At 39.1% G+C, this 17,466-nt stretch carries 15 protein-coding genes; 12 read left to right on the forward strand and 3 right to left on the reverse strand.

Annotated elements, in window-relative coordinates; genetic code table 11:
• Positions 1 to 44 precede the first annotated feature (44 nt).
• The 9 genes from BTO08_RS03240 to BTO08_RS03280 all read left to right on the forward strand — a co-directional run bounded on the left by BTO08_RS03240 (position 45) and on the right by BTO08_RS03280 (position 11,932).
• Positions 45 to 1,361, forward strand: coding sequence for a DUF945 family protein (locus BTO08_RS03240; RefSeq protein ID WP_105059871.1), 1,317 nt, complete (start codon positions 45 to 47; stop codon positions 1,359 to 1,361).
• 228 nt (positions 1,362 to 1,589) lie between these two features.
• The gene (locus BTO08_RS03245) at positions 1,590 to 2,006 is read left to right on the forward strand and encodes a CBS domain-containing protein (protein ID WP_105059872.1); all 417 of its coding nucleotides are present in this window, start codon (positions 1,590 to 1,592) and stop codon (positions 2,004 to 2,006) included.
• Between the two features lie 110 nt (positions 2,007 to 2,116).
• Positions 2,117 to 3,634 (forward strand): MATE family efflux transporter, encoded by a 1,518-nt coding sequence (locus tag BTO08_RS03250; protein ID WP_105059873.1) that lies wholly within the window; start codon positions 2,117 to 2,119, stop codon positions 3,632 to 3,634.
• 269 nt (positions 3,635 to 3,903) lie between these two features.
• Positions 3,904 to 5,319: an SLC13 family permease gene (locus BTO08_RS03255; RefSeq protein WP_105059874.1), complete on the forward strand. Its 1,416-nt coding sequence runs from the start codon at positions 3,904 to 3,906 to the stop codon at positions 5,317 to 5,319.
• 36 nt (positions 5,320 to 5,355) lie between these two features.
• A complete protein-coding gene (locus BTO08_RS03260) occupies positions 5,356 to 6,681 on the forward strand; it encodes an ATP-binding protein (RefSeq protein WP_105059875.1) in 1,326 nt (441 codons plus the stop codon).
• A gap of 10 nt (positions 6,682 to 6,691) precedes the next feature.
• Positions 6,692 to 7,165: a response regulator gene (locus BTO08_RS03265; RefSeq protein ID WP_105059876.1), complete on the forward strand. Its 474-nt coding sequence runs from the start codon at positions 6,692 to 6,694 to the stop codon at positions 7,163 to 7,165.
• A 125-nt stretch (positions 7,166 to 7,290) separates the two neighbouring features.
• The gene (locus tag BTO08_RS03270; RefSeq protein ID WP_105059877.1) at positions 7,291 to 9,870 is read left to right on the forward strand and encodes a zinc/cadmium/mercury/lead-transporting ATPase; all 2,580 of its coding nucleotides are present in this window, start codon (positions 7,291 to 7,293) and stop codon (positions 9,868 to 9,870) included.
• 394 nt (positions 9,871 to 10,264) lie between these two features.
• On the forward strand, positions 10,265 to 11,032 hold the full coding sequence (gene udp, locus BTO08_RS03275) for a uridine phosphorylase (protein WP_005368660.1): 768 nt from the start codon (positions 10,265 to 10,267) through the stop codon (positions 11,030 to 11,032).
• A gap of 150 nt (positions 11,033 to 11,182) precedes the next feature.
• A complete protein-coding gene (locus BTO08_RS03280) occupies positions 11,183 to 11,932 on the forward strand; it encodes a hypothetical protein (RefSeq protein WP_105059878.1) in 750 nt (249 codons plus the stop codon).
• Positions 11,933 to 12,049: 117 nt separating this feature from the next.
• On the opposite strand, the gene BTO08_RS03285 is transcribed toward BTO08_RS03280, so the two are convergent.
• Positions 12,050 to 12,529 carry a hypothetical protein gene (locus BTO08_RS03285; RefSeq protein WP_105059879.1) on the reverse strand — a complete coding sequence of 160 codons (480 nt, stop codon included), beginning with the start codon at positions 12,527 to 12,529 and terminating at the stop codon, positions 12,050 to 12,052.
• Between the two features lie 293 nt (positions 12,530 to 12,822).
• On the opposite strand from BTO08_RS03285, the gene BTO08_RS03290 reads away from it, so the two are divergent.
• The 3 genes from BTO08_RS03290 to BTO08_RS03300 all read left to right on the forward strand — a co-directional run bounded on the left by BTO08_RS03290 (position 12,823) and on the right by BTO08_RS03300 (position 15,055).
• Positions 12,823 to 13,686 carry a hypothetical protein gene (locus tag BTO08_RS03290; RefSeq protein WP_105059880.1) on the forward strand — a complete coding sequence of 288 codons (864 nt, stop codon included), beginning with the start codon at positions 12,823 to 12,825 and terminating at the stop codon, positions 13,684 to 13,686.
• Between the two features lie 102 nt (positions 13,687 to 13,788).
• On the forward strand, positions 13,789 to 14,046 hold the full coding sequence (locus tag BTO08_RS03295; RefSeq protein ID WP_105059881.1) for a hypothetical protein: 258 nt from the start codon (positions 13,789 to 13,791) through the stop codon (positions 14,044 to 14,046).
• Positions 14,047 to 14,146: 100 nt separating this feature from the next.
• Positions 14,147 to 15,055 (forward strand): aldo/keto reductase, encoded by a 909-nt coding sequence (locus BTO08_RS03300; RefSeq protein WP_105059882.1) that lies wholly within the window; start codon positions 14,147 to 14,149, stop codon positions 15,053 to 15,055.
• Positions 15,056 to 15,111: 56 nt separating this feature from the next.
• On the opposite strand, the gene BTO08_RS03305 is transcribed toward BTO08_RS03300, so the two are convergent.
• Complete coding sequence (locus BTO08_RS03305; RefSeq protein WP_105059883.1) at positions 15,112 to 16,284, reverse strand: Card1-like endonuclease domain-containing protein; 1,173 nt, start codon at positions 16,282 to 16,284, stop codon at positions 15,112 to 15,114.
• Between the two features lie 277 nt (positions 16,285 to 16,561).
• Entirely contained in the window at positions 16,562 to 17,212 is a 651-nt protein-coding gene (locus BTO08_RS03310; RefSeq protein ID WP_105059884.1) for a LysE family translocator, read from the reverse strand.
• Between the last annotated feature and the right edge of the window lie 254 nt (positions 17,213 to 17,466).

The raw sequence follows: 17,466 nt of genomic DNA on the forward strand, positions 1-17,466 counted from the left end.
TATAGTCATATATTTGCACTTAAATTTATTAATCAGGATTCAATATGTTGTTGAAGAACGTTGTAGCAGGAGCGGGTGCGGTTGCCGTGATCCTTTGTTGGCCATTAGCCACAGGACAAATAGGTCAAAGTTTATACATGGGGGCCATTAAAAATTATCACAGCCCTTATATGACCATTACGAATCAAAGTTTTGAGCGCGGTTATCTTTCTTCTGATGCAGTTTCTCGTATTGAATTAAAAGATACCTTAAAAACAACATTTGAAGAGGAAGGCTTACCAACAACGTGGTTAGTTAAGCATCATATTAAAAACGGATTTTTAGGTGTTAAGTCGAGCAGTGAATTAGATATTGATAAACAAGTCGCACCATTAATTAGTAGTATTTGGGGTGAAAATATTCAACCGATCACTTTAGTGACCGATTCCTCTTTGACGGGAAATACCGATTTTACGATGACGATTAATCCGATTAATTATAATCAGTCGGGTGCGTTTGTTAAAAGCCAAGCTTTTGTTTTAACGGGTAGTGCAAATGCTGATGGCGCAGGTGATTTCAACTATACGTTACCCTCTTTAAATGTGAAAACAGATAGTGGCGAAACCATGCAAGTGAATGGCTTTGAAGGTCAAGGTAGTGGTCAAATGCAGGGTAATTTCTGGATTGGTGATCAGACATTCAATTTAGGCAAAGCAAATTTCGCATCGGCAGATAATCAGCATCATGTTGAGTTAGAAGGCATGAGTGTGATGATGAAAAATGCGTTAAGTCAGCCGAAAGACGAAAAAACACCGACAGATGAAACACAGCAAGTAACGAATACGAATAATATTTCAATTAAGAAAATTGTGACCCTTGATGGTCAGCAATATACAGATTTCAATTTTGCACTGGCATTAAAAGATCTTAACTATAAAGCGATTAGCCGTTTAGCAGTTATGGAAGAGGCTACAACGGCAGAGCAGCAACAAGCGCAGATGCAAGATGCAATGCTTGCTCTAGATTTATTAGTCGCTAAAGGTGCCACTGTTGATTTATCTGATCTCAGCATGATGACAGAGCAAGGCAAAGTGAATGCATCTCTTTTACTTGAGCTCAAACCGGGCTTGGCTCGTGCGTCTGAAAACTTAGCGGCATTACCAAATAAGTTAGCGGGTAATATTAATATCTCAATGCCAAAAGCTTTTGTGTCTAATGAACCACAGCTTGCAGCAAAAGTGCCAGAGCTACTGCAACAGAAGATCATTACAGAAGATCAAGATAGCTATAAGTTAACTGTGAAAGTGGAAGGTTCACAGCTTGTCTTTGGCTCAGGTTTGAAAATTCCGCTAGCAATGCTGTCTATGCTGATGATGCATTAATAATAAACATTTACTTAATGGAAAAGCGTCTCTAATTTAGAGGCGCTTTTTTGTATCAATGTATTAATTATGAGTCAAATACCCTTAACTGTTGATAAAAATACAAATTCTAATTTAGTAAATTTGAAGAAATAGACTTAACTGTAATAAGGGGCAGGTTTTTAGCTATCAATAATAACTACAAAGGCTTGTCAGGTTTACATACTCAAAGGTAATTTTGGGGGATACATGGAATCATTAAAAGTAAAAGATTATATGAACGTCCGCCCAGTGACATTCAGTGAATCAATGTCATTATCTGTAGCACTCGACAAGTTGCTGACAGCAAAGCAAATTGGTGGGCCTGTTATCAATGAATACAAGCAGGTTATCGGCTTTTTATCTGAACAAGATATGATCCATACATTATTGAAAGTGGGTTATCACTGCCAAGACTCTCATACTGTTAAAGATTGTATGCGAGATGATGTATTAACAGTATCGAGTGATGATTCGATTATTGAATTAGCACAAATTATGACGGGTCAAAAACCTAAGATTTATCCCGTGGTTGATAATGGGCAATTACTTGGCGTTATAACACGTCGTGATGTACTTACCGCGATCAGTACTCAAATAGGGGATAGCTTTAAACATCCGCTTTAATGCTATATATTTAAGTCTCAATTGATTATGTAAAGGCGCTAATTAGCGCCTTTATTTTTTTGGCTGTAAATAAGGATATTCGAGCCGTTTTATAAGATATAGAGGTTTTAGTGAAACAGCACTCATCAACAGAAGCACCAGAAAACCAACAAGCTAAATTTGTTACAGGTTCACCAATGCGTCATATTGTAGTGATGTCAGGAACTGGCGCAATCGGCTTGATGGCGCTGTTTTTGGTTGATTTATTAGATATGTTTTTCATTAGCCTATTGGGTGAAGTTGAACTGGCAGCGGCTATTGGTTTTGCTGGTACGTTAGTCTTCTTTTCTACCTCTATATCGATAGGTACATCAATTGCAGCTGGCGCACTTGTCTCGCGCGCTTTAGGCAAAAATGATCGAGAACAAGCCAAAAGCATGGCGACGAATGTCATGTTGTTTGCTGTCTTTATTAGTATTGTGATGGTTGCAGCTATGCTGTGGAATTTGCCTCTATTACTTGATGCGATTGGTGCAAAAGGACATGTTGCAGAGGCTGCTAGTCAATATTTGATTATTCTATTACCAAGCGCACCGTTAATGGCGGTATCTATGGCGGCAGGCGCTGCAATGCGTGGTGTGGGTGATGCTCGCCGTTCAATGATGGCAACGCTGATTGGTGGTGGTGTCAATGCAGTACTTGATCCTTTATTTATTTTTGGTTTTTCAATGGGGATGCAAGGGGCTGCGATATCTTCAGTTATTGCGCGCTTAGCTGTGACTATTTTCTCTTTATATGTTGTTATTTATAAACATAAATTATTAGCAAAACCTGATTTTTCTCAGTTTAAACTGGCGATGCCAACCATTGCTAAAATTGCGTTTCCTGCCATTTTAACCAATACCGCAACGCCTATTGGTAATGCGGTCGTTACCAGTAATATCGCGCAATTTGGCGAGAGCTTTGTGGCTGGTTATGCCGTTATCGGGCGTATTATGCCGGTTTGTTTTGCTTTAGTCTTTTCGTTATCAGGTGCCGTTGGCCCAATCATTGGGCAAAACTTTGGTGCTGAACGCTGGGATCGTATTCAACAAATTCTACGTGATGCAATGCTCTTTACAGCAGTGTATTGCGTTTTCGTGTCTATCGTTTTATGGCTAGGACAAAATCAGCTCATTGCTATCTTTAGTTTAACGGGAGATGCCGCAGAAATTGTTGGTGTGTTCTGTACCTTCATTGCTGTGACCTTTATTTTTAACGGGGCACTCTTTGTTGCCAATGCGGCATTCAATAACCTTAATCGTCCTACATGGTCAACAGCATTGAACATGGGGAAAGCAACAATAGGTACGATCCCTTTTGTGCTTATTGGAGGACATCTTGCCGGTGCGAGCGGGGTGTTAATCGGTCAAGCGGTTGGCTCTGTTGTTTTTGGTTTACTGGGTTTTTACTTGGTATTAAAACAAGTGAAGAAAATGGGCTTAGCGCATGAACATCAAGACGTGGCCGATAATGAAATATTAACGCCATCAGTACCAGTGACACCGTTCTGTTCATCCCGTACTTATATGGGAACTGAAGGGGTACTGGAAGAAGCACTGAATAGTGAACATCTTGACGATGATGTAAAGACTGAAAAAAACAAATAATAAACATGCTCTGAATCACGTCTTATTAGTATCTGTGATTCAGGGCATAGTTTACGTATCGTCTTGTTTGATTTAGGGCGATAAAACGTCGAATTTAACAACAGTATTTTCTGTAAGAAAACTTTAATTTCATCGCTTTATTGATCTAACGCGGTGAAATTAACCGATTAGCATTACAAAATAACCTTACTGATTAAGACACTAAACTTCATCTTTTATATTCGGCAAAAAAGATGATGGCGTAGTTATTGTTAAGGGAATAATGCTATATGCGTCAAAGTCTTCGTTACATCATACCGATTTTACTGCCTTTAATTATTTTATTGTTACCCGCTTCTGCGTTTCCTATTGAAGGGCTAACTGTTATTCAACAACGTGTTATTGCTATTTTTCTATTAGCAGCACTGTGCTGGGTACTCGAACCTATCCCGATCTATGCTACCTCTGTTGTGATCATTGTTTTAGAGCTGTTATTACTTTCAAATAAAGGCTTGTATCTATTCCGAATTGATCATGGTCAGCCACACTTTGGTGAGTTACTGGATTACAACGCCATTATGGCTACCTTTGCTAGCCCGATCATCATGTTGTTTTTAGGTGGGTTTTTCCTTGCTATGGCGGCAACTAAATACCGTTTAGATGTAAACTTAGCTCGAGTATTACTTAAGCCATTCGGCCACCAGCCTAAATATGTGATGTTTGGCTTAATGTTGATCACTGCTATTTTTTCAATGTTTATGTCAAACACTGCCACGACTGCGATGATGCTTTCGATTTTAGCGCCAGTCATTGCACTTTTTGGAGCGAAAGATCCGGGTAAAATTGCGTTCGCATTATGTGTGCCTGTTGCTGCCAATATTGGTGGTATTGGTACTCCAATTGGTACACCGCCAAATGCGATTGCACTTAAATATTTATCAGAAGATAACATGATCACTTTTGGCGAGTGGATGTTTTTTGGCGTGCCATTTGTTGCGGTTTTATTGGTTTTTTCCTGGTTATTAATTAATGCAATTTATCCAGCAAAACAGGAGAAAATTGAATTAACGATCCAAGGCAAGTTTCTTAAAACACCCAAAGCAATAACGGTTTACGTCACTTTTGCACTAACGATAGTACTTTGGTTAATGGGGTCAGTGCATGGTATGAACTCATATACAGTGGCGCTTATTCCGGTCGCTATTTTCTCGTTAACCGGCATTATCAATAAAGAAGATTTGAAAAAGATTTCTTGGGATGTGCTGTGGTTGGTTTCTGGTGGTATTGCGCTGGGTTTAGCGCTTGATAAAACGGGGCTGGCTCAACTGGTTGTTAATAGCATTCCGTTTGATAGCTTCTCACCGTACTTGGTGCTGGTGGGCGCGGCTATGTTGTGTTTAGTGATGGCAAACTTTATGTCTCACACAGCGACAGCAAACTTACTGATGCCAATTATGGCAGCACTGGGTATGTCTATGTCGTCGTTGGTACCACTTGGTGGTGAAGTAACATTAATTCTTGTTGTGACGTTTGCGGCCTCTTTGGGTATGTCACTACCAATTAGTACGCCGCCCAACGCATTAGCTCATGCAACAGGGCATGTTGAAAGTAATCAAATGGCAAAAGTAGGGGTGATTATTGGTGTCGTCGGTGTCGTACTTAGCTTTGCTATGATTTGGTTATTGCATGTGATTGACCACATTTAAGCATTAATGCTATCGCCTATAGACAAGGACACGTTCATGGTTCAACCAAAAGCCTTAAAGCGAATTATTGATACGTATTTTCGGGACTCTGCGCGTACGATGTCTGTTACATCAGGTACGCATGTGCTGCGCCAGAATGGCTATAACGACAAACTTTACTGGGTCAAAAGTGGTGAATTGTCGGGGTATCTTAAAAATAAAGAGAATGGTTTAAGTGCAAAAGTGTTTGTTGTCAAAGAAGGCATGTTCTTTGGCGTGCATAGCTTTTTTGCGCAAACATTAATGGCATCAACGACGGTGATCGCAGAAAAAGACAGTGAAATCGCTTGGATTGATTTGCTAACCCCAGTGGAAGATCCAGAAACGTATGGCTCTATGACTGAGCAGTTTATGCCTGTCATGGTTCATGAACTCGCGCGTCGACAAATGCTTACTGGTATGGAAGCGCTTGAAAAAGAAAAAGCACTGCAAAAGCTCTATGCGACAGAGCAGATGACAACTCTTGGACAACTTGCGGCGGGTATTGCGCATGAACTGAATAATGCGATAGGCGTACTCAGTAGCAAAATAGAAAATCTTCAAACCAATATTATTGATTCTATTTCAACAAGCAAACCCGAGATGCTTGAATTTATGCTCCAAGGAATTAACGTTGGGCAAACCACGGGATCGCAACAAGTGCGTGAACGGTCAAAGATATTAATCAAACAACATAATTTGACTCGTGAGCAAGCTAAAACGTTAGCGAAAGCTATTCCGCAAGGTGATGTTCCTAAGCAATGGTTCAGTCAGCTAGATGAAGCATTACGTTATTGGGATTATGGACGTGATTTACGCGACATGCGCTTAGCTGCCAAACATTCAGCCAGTATCGTCAAATCGGTAAAGCAATTAGGGGGCAGCGATCATGTGAGGCAAAACGATGTTGATATCAATGAGACCTTGCACAAATCTTTAGCCTTACTACAAAGCAATTTACGTCCTGTTGAAGTGGTATTACGCCCCGCAGTCTTACCACTGATTAATGCGAGTTCGACCGAGTTAGTACAGGTATGGATTAATCTTATTAAAAATGCCTGTGATGCAATGGAGAATACGGCATCCCCGAAAATTGAAATTGTGACTCGACATGTAAAGAATAAAATCTTGGTCACTATTACTAATAATGGGCCGATGATTGATGAGCCGACACGGCGCAAAATATTTCAACCCAATTTTACGACCAAAAAAGGTGGGTTATCGTTTGGCTTAGGTTTGGGCTTATCAATTGTACAACGGATCATACAAAGTTATGACGGTACGGTCGTGGTTAAAAGTGATGAAGAACGCACCACGTTTAGGATCAAGTTGCCGACACTCTAAGGGATGAGTTATGGAAAAAATAGTCGTTATCTGTGTTGATGATCAACCAGAAGTATTGAATGCGGTATTAAAAGATCTATCACCATTACAATCAGCTTTTATTATAGAAGAGTGTGATTCAGGTGATGAAGCTTTGGCTGTGATGGATGAGTTAGATGCTGAAGGGCATTATATTGGTGTCGTTATTTCAGATCATATAATGCCGGGTAAAAATGGCGTAGAGCTACTGACTGATGTGACCAACGATAGCCGTTATATCAAAACTAAAAAAGTATTACTGACAGGGCAAGCTACTCACCAAGATACGATTACTGCGATTAATCAAGCGCGTATTGAAAGCTACTTTGAAAAGCCGTGGGATGCAGACACGTTGGTTAATTGCGTTAGAACATTGCTTACGGAATACATTTTCGATATGGGGTTCGATTATCAAGCGTGGGGTGAGGTGTTAGACAACACAACGGTATTACGTCGATTACGTTAGATACGAATAGTAAAAATTGACTGCAAAAGCCAAACGATAAAAGTTTGGCTTTTTTTATTGACCTTGGACATTACTCCAAGGTTTATATTAGCTACAGATAACCAAAGCACTCAAGGAGAACGATTATGTGTGCTCAATGTAATAATAAAAAACTGCATGTTCATGCTGCAAAACCAACAGCGGTAACAAAAGCGACAGTCACTGTTGAATCTTGTGAGTCAGCGGCGTGTTGTTCATCAACCCCTTCAGAGACTGTACAAAAACACACAGAAGGGTGTGGTGAATCTGATACCGACGGTCCTGCTTCCTGTTGCTCATCTAAAAGTGACAAAGTACTTAATGCAGCAAAATTATCAGCAATAGATGCCATCCATCCAAATAAAAAACAATCAACCTTTACAGTATCTTCTATTAGTCCGTCAGACACTGAAATAGCTTCTCAACACGCGTACGAAGAGTCTGAGAACCAGCATTTAGAACATGACGACTCAAGTCATTCATCTTCAGTAAAAAGTTGTTGTTCAAAGTCAACCTCATCAAAAGAACAAGATCAAGCGATTGAAGCGTTTTTAGCACAATCGGCTCATGGTCAAACATTTAGCTGGAAAGTGATTGGCATGGATTGTCCAAGCTGTGCGGCTAAATTGGAAAAATCAATTTCGAGTCTTACTCAAGTTGAAACGGCAAAAGTTATGTTTGCGACAGAAAAGCTCATCGTCAACATGCAAGCCAATCAGCAAGCCGATAATAATGAATTAAAAAAACAGATTGAAGATAAAGCACAGGCGACGGGTTTTACCCTCGTTTCTAATGCTGCTGCGGCTGAAGCGCTACCAAAAAAATCATTTATTCAAGAACACTTAGAAGTCCTTGTGATTGCGGCAATGATGATTGCCTCTTTCTTAATTGATAAAGTGTCACATTCATGGGGTTTAGCGGCATTTACTTTAACCACAATTGTTGGCTTAGTGCCGATTGTGAAAAAAGCTATTAGCTTAGGTAAATCAGGTTCACCATTCTCGATTGAAACTCTAATGAGTATTGCTGCCATTGGTGCATTGTATTTAGGGGAAACCGCAGAAGCGGCAATGGTGATTTTACTGTTTTTAATTGGTGAGCAATTAGAAGGGTATGCCGCATCACGTGCTCGAAGTGGTGTAAAAGCGTTAATGGACTTGGTGCCTGAAGACGCCAATGTCGTGTTGCCAAACGGTGAGAAGAAAAAAGTTCCAGCAAGCGAATTAAAACCTGGTGATGTGATTGAAGTTGTACCCGGCGAGCGTTTACCTGCTGATGGTCAAGTTTTAGATGTGGTTGCGAGTTTTGATGAAAGCGCACTAACAGGGGAATCTGTACCTGTTGAACGAACACCTGGCCAGAAAGTCATGGCTGGTAGCATGGCATCAGACAAAGTGGTTCGATTAACGATTGTGTCTGCGCAAGGTGAAAATGCGATCGACCGTATTCTTCATCTCATTGAAGATGCAGAATCACGCAAAGCACCGCTCGAACGTTTTATTGATAAATTCAGCCGCTGGTACACTCCAGCAATGATGCTACTAGCAACACTTGTTATCATTATTCCGCCGCTTGTATTTGGTCAATCATGGGATGAGTGGATTTATAAAGGTCTAGCGCTATTACTTATTGCCTGTCCTTGTGCACTTGTTATTTCAACGCCAGCAGCGATCACTTCAGGTTTAGCGGCAGCAGCGCGTCGCGGTGCATTAATCAAAGGTGGTGCAGCATTAGAACAGCTTGGTCATGTTGAAACTGTCGCGTTTGATAAAACCGGTACGCTAACGGAAGGTAAACCTGTAGTGACGGACTTAATTAGCTGGGATAACAATCCCGATCAATTATTACGTCAAGCAGCGGCTGTTGAATCCGGTTCGTTACACCCACTAGCAACAGCAGTGGTTAACCTTGCTCGAGAAAAATCATTACCTGTTGTTGAAGCTGAAAATCGTGAAGCATTAGCAGGCCGCGGTATTCAAGGTGTTACTGAAGGCGATAACTTTATGTTATGTGCTGCCGATCGCCTGCCTGAGCAAATTGTGTTGACTGGTAACCAGCAACAGCAAGCGTTAGATCTTGAAAGCGAAGGTAAAACGCTGGTGGTTGCCGTTCGTAATCAGCAAGCGATAGGTTTAGTTGCATGGCGTGATAATTTACGTAGTGATGCTTTAGAAGCGATCACTAAGCTGAAAAGCATTGGCGTGAATTCAGTGATGCTAACGGGTGACAACCCACGTGCAGCTGCTGCGATTGCTAAAGAAATTAATATTGATTTTCGTGCAGGACTATTGCCTGAAGACAAAGTGACAGAAGTTCGTAAGTTAAGTGAGCTACATTCTGTTGCCATGGTTGGTGATGGTATTAACGATGCGCCAGCAATGAAAACTGCAACAATTGGTGTCGCTATGGGCGGTGGTACAGATGTAGCACTAGAAACCGCTGATGCAGCAATTACCCATAACCGTGTTTCAGAACTGCCAGTGATGATTGAATTATCTCGTGCAACATTGAGCAATATTCGTCAAAACATCAGCTTAGCATTAGGTTTAAAAGCGGTATTCCTTGTCACAACCTTATTTGGTTTTACAGGGCTTTGGGTTGCAGTACTTGCAGACAGTGGCGCAACAGCGTTAGTAACACTGAATGCATTACGTTTATTACGCTTTAAACCGCAAAGCGAAAAGTAAAAACTAATTGCTCTGAGCATTAGTGATTAGTCTAAACGGCATGATACGAACAATGATGTATTGTTTGTCATGCCGTTTTTTTCGCTATGAGGCAGGAAAACAGAGTAAAGAGTACATGCGTGAGAAAACGATTTTTTGTGATTCCGGCAATAAGATATCGTTTACGTGTGATTCAAATCAGACTTTTGTGTAACAATTTTTTCAATTGCTTTTTGTTGATGTGACGATGCTCACTAAAAGTGGTTGAATCATTGGTTATTGTTACCACGTGTTTTTGATAGAGCATGTTGCAGTATGTTTGACTCTTTCTATCAAAAAATTGATTAAAATAGTAATAACTCATAAGAATCACTCTGAACCTACAACAGAGCTGTTTAAATTAAAGGGTAACATTATGTCTGATAATAAAGTCTTCCACTTAGGTGTTAATAAAGCTGATCTTAATGGTGCAGAATTAGCGATTATTCCCGGTGATCCAGCACGTGTTGAGAAAATTGCAAACTTAATGGATAACCCTGAGTTTTTAGCAAGCTCTCGTGAGTACACTGTATTTCGCGCTAAATTAGACGGTAAATCAGTGGTTGTGTGTTCAACGGGTATCGGTGGTCCATCAACCTCTATTGCTGTTGAAGAATTAGCACAGTTAGGGGTAACAACTTTCCTTCGTGTAGGTACTACAGGTGCAATTCAGCCTAACATTAACCCTGGCGATATGATTGTAACGACAGGCTCAGTACGTTTAGATGGTGCAAGTCTGCATTTCGCACCAATGGAATTCCCAGCTGTTGCTGATTTTGGTGTTGCAACGGCAATGAAGCAAGCATGTGATGACGAGCATGCTGTAGTACACACGGGTGTAACAGCATCAAGTGATACGTTCTACCCAGGTCAAGAGCGTTACGATACATTCTCAGGTCGCGTAGTTCGTCGTTTCCAAGGCTCAATGAAAGAGTGGCAAGAAATGGGCGTGCTTAACTTTGAAATGGAATCAGCAACGTTATTAACCATGTGTGCAAGCTCTGGTTTACGTGCAGGTTGTGTAGCAGGTGTTATTATTAACCGTACACAAAAAGAGATCCCAGATCACGCAACGCTAAAAGAAACAGAAGCGAAATCAATTAAGATCGTGGTAGAAGCTGCACGTAAAATGTTAGCTGAATAAGATTTAAGTCTTAAAGTGTTATATTAGAAAGCCGCTCTTAGGAGCGGCTTTTTTTATAAATATAAAAACGTTTAGTTACAAAATAAGTTAATAAAGTATTAGATTATTATTATAAAATAAATCATTAAAATTTAATGGTTTTTACTTTATATGAATGACAATTTTAGAATAATGATCTTGATATTATTATGTAGTATATCTTTTTATTCGGGTGTTTATTCTAGTTCTACTGATTTTAAGCTTTGGGGCTTTTTTGTTGATATAGGAACATTATTGTCAGGATTTGGTTCTATTGGAGCTGTATATTTAGGTATACAAGTTATGAATGTTTGGAAAAAACAGATAACTCATACTAAATTATTTGAACAAGATTGTAGCTTTCTTGTAGAATTTAAAAGCTTTCACAGTGCAATGTGTCTTTTTACTTATTCGATATATGATCATACAGACAGCATTCATAATCAGGCATCATATTATATAAATAATAAAATTTATGAAAATGGAGAAACGGTAAGAGATTATATTGAACCGCTTATTAAAGAGCTTGAAGATATAGAAATAGATTTTAAAGAATCAGGTATATATAAATATAATAAATATTTTTCTAATTATTTTAATAGTGAATTTATTTTTAAATATAATCAAGAATCTCCATTTAATGATATTAATAAAAATAACCTTCTTATTGAATATTGGAAGATCATTTATGACTATCAGAAAAGCTTTAATATTTTAATTAAATGTTCATTGTTAAATAATGATTTTGATAGGATTAAAATGCATAGCTCTTTTTATGGTAAAAAAATATATATTAAAGAGATAAAGGAATTACAAAAAGAATTAGATAGTAAAGGAAAAGAGATTATCAATCATTATCATAAGAAATGGTTGATAGAATAGTTATATTTTTATTAAAGCCGCTCTTAGGAGCGGCTTTTTTATTTTCAATAATACTGTCATGAATAAAAAGGTTTAAATAAAATAGGTTTGTGACATGACCAGTACATTACTTTTAGATTAAACGGCAAAGTCTAGGGAAATATAAAAAGTATCAAGTTGCGACATATTACGTGTTTTCCAAACACTTCTTGTATCATGAACTCTGTAACCCAATTCAGTATTAAAGTTCTTATTGATTCGATAATTAATCCCTGTTTGTGCGCCTAAAATAAGATCATCTTTGTTCGATTCTGCAATTTGGACTCCCGTACTCGCACCAATAAATCCTCGCCAATCTCCACTCTTTGTAAAGGGTACTAAGTAGTCATAAGAAGCGACAAAGTTGTAGAGTTCCTTTTTTATTTCTAGGTAGCTATAGAGCCGATGATTATCGTTAATATTAGCGCCGACCCTTACACTTGGATTAAAGTTCCAACCATCGTTGATACTACTGACACCGTCATTGATACCGACACCAATAAATGCTTGTGGCTCTGAGGCCTGGGCAGACATACTGGCAAATAAGCTAAATAATACAGGTACTAATTTTAATTTCATTTATCCTCCAAATTGTTTCGTGGACAATACATTATTCTCTAAAGGGATGTTGGAGGTTTCTGTAAGATAATGTTAATGCGATTAATTTCAGAACAGCATTTAGATTGTTTAACTACTTGTTATTTCAGGTAACCTTGTAGTCTTTTGTAATCGTTAGCTTTTATCGTGTTATCTGTATTTATTCGGTAGTATTAAATATTCGTTTGACCTCAATCTAACTTGAGGTTTTATCCTTGCATTATATCAATCTCGTTGGTGACGAAATTACAGGAAATTAAAGCAAGGAGAAAACAATGGAACAGTTTATTGATAAAGGAATTTTAGCGTTAGCCAATGTGGTGGAAGTTGACAGTACCGCATGGTTTCAAGGGCATACGGGGGCAGCATTATTGGCAGGTGATGCATTACTTAATGGCGGAGCACTCAACAATGTATCTAAAAAGAGTGTACAAGCAATGTTAGTGCAGTTTACCGATGATAATCAGCATTTAATGAATCCATTATCCAATAGCCCTGAAACAACCGATTATAGTGAGGTTGTAAATGCCATAGCACTTAACGCGCAGCAATTATGTCATTCAGGCCATGGGATCATATATGGTGCATTATTTTTAAATGCTGTCGCCAATAATAACGTTGTTGTTACTGAGCGTATGGTTTCCAATATCGCCAAGCTAATTGTTAATTGTAAGGATGATAATTGGGGACGTTATTACGGCTTAGCTGACTATCGTCAATATCAGCCATCCAGTTTATTAAATAAAGGTGAGATAAATATTCAGCAACATTGTGTTATTGCCGTTGAGCGAAGTACACAAGATATTTACTATAATACCGATGAGCACTTTTTCGCTGGCGATAAACTTCATGGTATTACTCATGCTCACGCTATATTTTTACTCGATAAACTGGGCTATAAAGAATTAGCGCAACAAGCGGTACAACAATCGCTTATTCAGTTAGAGCTTAATGATCGCAAACCAGAATCAGGACTAAAAAAGGTAATACCACAACCTTTTGACTTATCAGATCCAAATATTTGGGGACATGATTTTAATGAGCACAAAATTAAGCTGGTACACAGTTATGTGGAATTATCGGCACAGAGTAATCAACCATTAGCGAAATTAGATAATTTATGGGGGGCTGTGGTGTAGTTTCATTGCTTTTACTTACACATTCCCCAACCACAATGTATTGGCGCAAATCTTGTTCAGAGCTATGATGTAATGCTTACTGATTAAAGAAAGGGATTGATTATGTTGTGGTTTTTAATGATTACGTTACCACTGATTTTGGTGGTAGCGCATGTGGTGTTACTGGCTACTAATCTTTATTCTTCAGTAAAACCTGCCTTGATTATTCCTGCCATTATTGTGGTGTACTGCGGTTATTCCATCATCAGTGTGTCAGATCGTGATGCATTACCTGCCATTATTTTAGCTGCATATTATTTAGTGTTAACCGTGTTTACTTTACGTCGTAGTTACTTGTGGTATAGCCGCCGTCATGCGTAAGTTAACAAACAATATTTTTTGAAACTCATCACGTTAGTCGTGTAATTGCTGTGTTAGGTTCAGGTAGCGCAATTTTTCCTTTCGATGTATTGGTGTGATGATGACAAATAAAAATGAACGACAGCTCAATGAACCATTGTTCTCTAACTTTATTCAAGGTTACTGGCGAATGGCTGAGTGGGGAATGACGGCGCAGCAGCGATTATCATTTATCAAGCAACATCTAGAACTGGGAGTTACATCTGTTGATCATGCGCCTGTTTATGGTGCATCAGCGTGTGAATCTTTATTTGGTGAAGCATTGCACTTACAGCCAAGTATTCGTGATGAATTAACGATTATTTCTAAATGCGGCATCGTTGGAGGTAAAGAGGTTAATGGTACGTCGCAAGTGGCGTATTACGATAGCCGAGCAAGCCATATTCTTGCTTCAGTCGAGGGGTCTTTACAGCGTTTAGGTATTGAGCAACTGGATGTATTGCTGATTCACCGTCCTGATCTATTAATGGATGCTGATGAGATCAATTGCGCTTTTGAGCAACTACATCAGACGGGAAAAGTGAAACATTTTGGGGTGTCGAATTTCTCAAAAGATGAATTTTCATTATTGCAATCTCGGGTAGAGTTTCCACTAATCACCAATCAAATCGAAATTAATCCATTACATACTGATGCGATTGAAGACGGTACATTGGCGCAGCTACAGCAGCATAGGGTAAGGCCTATGGCATGGTCATGTTTAGCGGGAGGCGATATCTATAACAGTACTTCAGAACAAGCTCATCGAGTGCGTGAAACATTGAATGTACTAAAACAAGAGCTCAATGCTGATTCTATTGATCAGGTGATTTATGCTTGGTTAATGCGGCTACCTACACGTCCCGCTTTGCTATTGGGTACAGGTAAAATTGAGCGCGTGAAGACTGCTGTTGCTGCCGAGCAGTTACAATTAACCCATGAACAATGGTATCGCTTGTTAGAGGCGTCTAAAGGGCATGGTGTGGCGTAACCGTGTTATAAAAAAAAGACCTCAATTGAGGTCTTTTTTAATAGTAACGTTACGCTTTAGGCTGGGTTATGAGAATGATGTTCACCACCCGCACCTTTTAACCATTCATGTAGATGGATGCGTAAGTCACCTAACTGATCTGGACCAATAATCGCGAGGCCTAAATCTTGCGCTCGAACTAGATCGTGATGACGGAGTGGTCGGAAACTGACTAGCATCGCACGTGCTTGTAAGCCACCTAATAAGTCACGTAGTGATTCCAGTTTGTAGAGTGTATCGTCACCATCATCACGCATACCTTTCGTCTTACATTCGATAATATGCAGCTTATTATTGACGATAGTTGCAACATCCAATTCATTACGTACCTCACGCTCACCAATCTTACGGTAAACCTGCACACCTAATGAGTGATCTTGAATTGTTGGTAGTTCGTTTTGAATAGCGCGAACAGTGCTATGGACAAGGTTCTCTAACCATTCCCCATTTGCAAAACGGCGAGCTTCTTCGTGTTTAAAAGTTAAAACGCCGTCATGGTATGTTGCTAAACCTGTTTCTTCTAGATCTGATAGCAATGTGCCTAGCTCTTTGTAGCCTTGCTGTTTATCACTAAGCTCAACATGAAGCACTTGTTCTTTACGACAAGTGGTCGCGAGGTAATTCAAGGTTGCTAGACCTGGACCTAATTCAAGCGCAGAACTTGCCCAACGTTGACCTAACTCCCAAAGCTGATCGTTAAGTGATTCAGGCATAGGATTATCAGAAAGCTCACAACGGGCACCGAATATAGTTAAGTAATCGGTAATTTGAATACGGTCTTGAACCTGTTGTTGTTCACAGTCAGCTGGGAACAACCAACACATTTCATCACTGAAAGGTTCGATAACATAAATTGGCCAGTGATAAGAGCGGAAAACTTCGTAAGCAGAAAGAAGACGGTGACGTAAACCACAACTTGCGTTAAACCAAACTTCGCACCCTGTTGCTTTAATATCTTCGGCGAGTTGATGAATCTCGCTTCTAATCAGCGTGATATTAATGCTGTCAGGGATCACAAAAAAATCAACATCTATGTTACGTGGAGTCAAAATAGAAGCTAGGCGGTCATACTGTTCTCGCTGAAGCTCAGTACCAATAAATATCATTTTTGTAGCCGGAACGGCTTCATCTAGCAAAGGGGTGATCAAACGGACAGGGTCCTGATCGATAATACCAACATGAATAATCATAATAATCCTTAATGCGCCAAATTTGTTATGGGGCATATTATGTCTGCGCATTAATTAATAAGAAGTGAACCAAAGAGTGTACGCAACACTTATTATTAAGATATATGAGGATATTTAGGGTGAAATTCAAGGTAAAAATGGTGAGGGATTTTATATTTCACTATTCGATACACAGAAATGAGAGATGAATTTCTCATTATTGAAAATTAACAGAAAACTGCTTTTAAAATGAACATAGCGCCACCTAAATAGGTAACGCTACTAAAAAAGAGAGTAATTAGTGTCCTGCTGGTGTTGGGAGCTGGGATGCTAATAACCAAATGGCTAAAACAAAGAAGATCAAACCCATAAACTTGTGTTGATTTGCACGGAATTTTTCACTTTTCAATAGTGATTTACCAAACGTACCAACAGTGGTGACTAGGAATAAATTAAACAATAAACCTAATACATTTAGTAATAAACCAAGCACTAACATTTGTTGCCCTGATGTTGCAGCAACGTGAGTCGAAACAAATTGAGGCAAGAATAGAACAAAGAAAATAAGTGCTTTTGGGTTAAGTAAATTAGTGAATACGGCACGACGGTATAGCGTCGCTGCCATTTTATTACTTTTAGCGAGCTCTTCTGGCGCATCGGCAGGTTGTGTTCGCATACAGTCCCATCCCATCTTTAATAGATATGCGCCACCAAGTAAGCGAAGAACTTGTAATGCTACAGGATTTACGGCAATTAAGGCTGAGACACCTAAAGCAGCCAAAATAGTTAATAAAATACCTGATGTTGCATTACCTAAACTTGCAAAAATACCTACCTTGCGACCGTAACTGAGGCTTGAGCTAGCAATCAGTAACATGTCTGGCCCTGGAATTAATAATAAAGCGATAACAGCTGTGAGGTAGAGAGGTAATACATTTAAATCAATCATGGTTCTTTAACTAAATAGAGCAAGGGAGTGTATTTTACCTACTGAATGGCATTAAATCATGCATTTTGATTCTTTATTGGTTTATGTTTCTGGTTTTTTGTTTAATTGTTAATGTTATGTTCTGTATTTTGGGTTTGAGTTTGGTGTTTGTTTGTGCTTTGAGGGCGAATAAACAAATACGTTACATTCTTATATTTAAGAGGCCTAGACGTGCCGAAATTTTTATCGCTGATTAATACTTAAGGCATCCTTTT

It is taken from the genome of Photobacterium angustum, from assembly GCF_002954615.1.
Lineage (GTDB): Bacteria > Pseudomonadota > Gammaproteobacteria > Enterobacterales > Vibrionaceae > Photobacterium > Photobacterium angustum_A.

Excerpts from the sequence above, each read along its gene's own strand:
- BTO08_RS03240 (WP_105059871.1), top strand. The coding sequence starts at position 45 with ATGTTGTTGAAGAACGTTGTAGCAGGAGCGGGTGCGGTTGCCGTGATC.
- BTO08_RS03245 (WP_105059872.1), top strand. The coding sequence starts at position 1,590 with ATGGAATCATTAAAAGTAAAAGATTATATGAACGTCCGCCCAGTGACA.
- BTO08_RS03255 (WP_105059874.1), top strand. The coding sequence starts at position 3,904 with ATGCGTCAAAGTCTTCGTTACATCATACCGATTTTACTGCCTTTAATT.
- BTO08_RS03260 (WP_105059875.1), top strand. The coding sequence starts at position 5,356 with ATGGTTCAACCAAAAGCCTTAAAGCGAATTATTGATACGTATTTTCGG.
- BTO08_RS03265 (WP_105059876.1), top strand. The coding sequence starts at position 6,692 with ATGGAAAAAATAGTCGTTATCTGTGTTGATGATCAACCAGAAGTATTG.
- BTO08_RS03270 (WP_105059877.1), top strand. The coding sequence starts at position 7,291 with ATGTGTGCTCAATGTAATAATAAAAAACTGCATGTTCATGCTGCAAAA.
- udp (WP_005368660.1), top strand. The coding sequence starts at position 10,265 with ATGTCTGATAATAAAGTCTTCCACTTAGGTGTTAATAAAGCTGATCTT.
- BTO08_RS03280 (WP_105059878.1), top strand. The coding sequence starts at position 11,183 with ATGAATGACAATTTTAGAATAATGATCTTGATATTATTATGTAGTATA.
- BTO08_RS03285 (WP_105059879.1), bottom strand. The coding sequence starts at position 12,529 with ATGAAATTAAAATTAGTACCTGTATTATTTAGCTTATTTGCCAGTATG.
- BTO08_RS03290 (WP_105059880.1), top strand. The coding sequence starts at position 12,823 with ATGGAACAGTTTATTGATAAAGGAATTTTAGCGTTAGCCAATGTGGTG.
- BTO08_RS03295 (WP_105059881.1), top strand. The coding sequence starts at position 13,789 with ATGTTGTGGTTTTTAATGATTACGTTACCACTGATTTTGGTGGTAGCG.
- BTO08_RS03300 (WP_105059882.1), top strand. The coding sequence starts at position 14,147 with ATGACAAATAAAAATGAACGACAGCTCAATGAACCATTGTTCTCTAAC.
- BTO08_RS03305 (WP_105059883.1), bottom strand. The coding sequence starts at position 16,284 with ATGATTATTCATGTTGGTATTATCGATCAGGACCCTGTCCGTTTGATC.
- BTO08_RS03310 (WP_105059884.1), bottom strand. The coding sequence starts at position 17,212 with ATGATTGATTTAAATGTATTACCTCTCTACCTCACAGCTGTTATCGCT.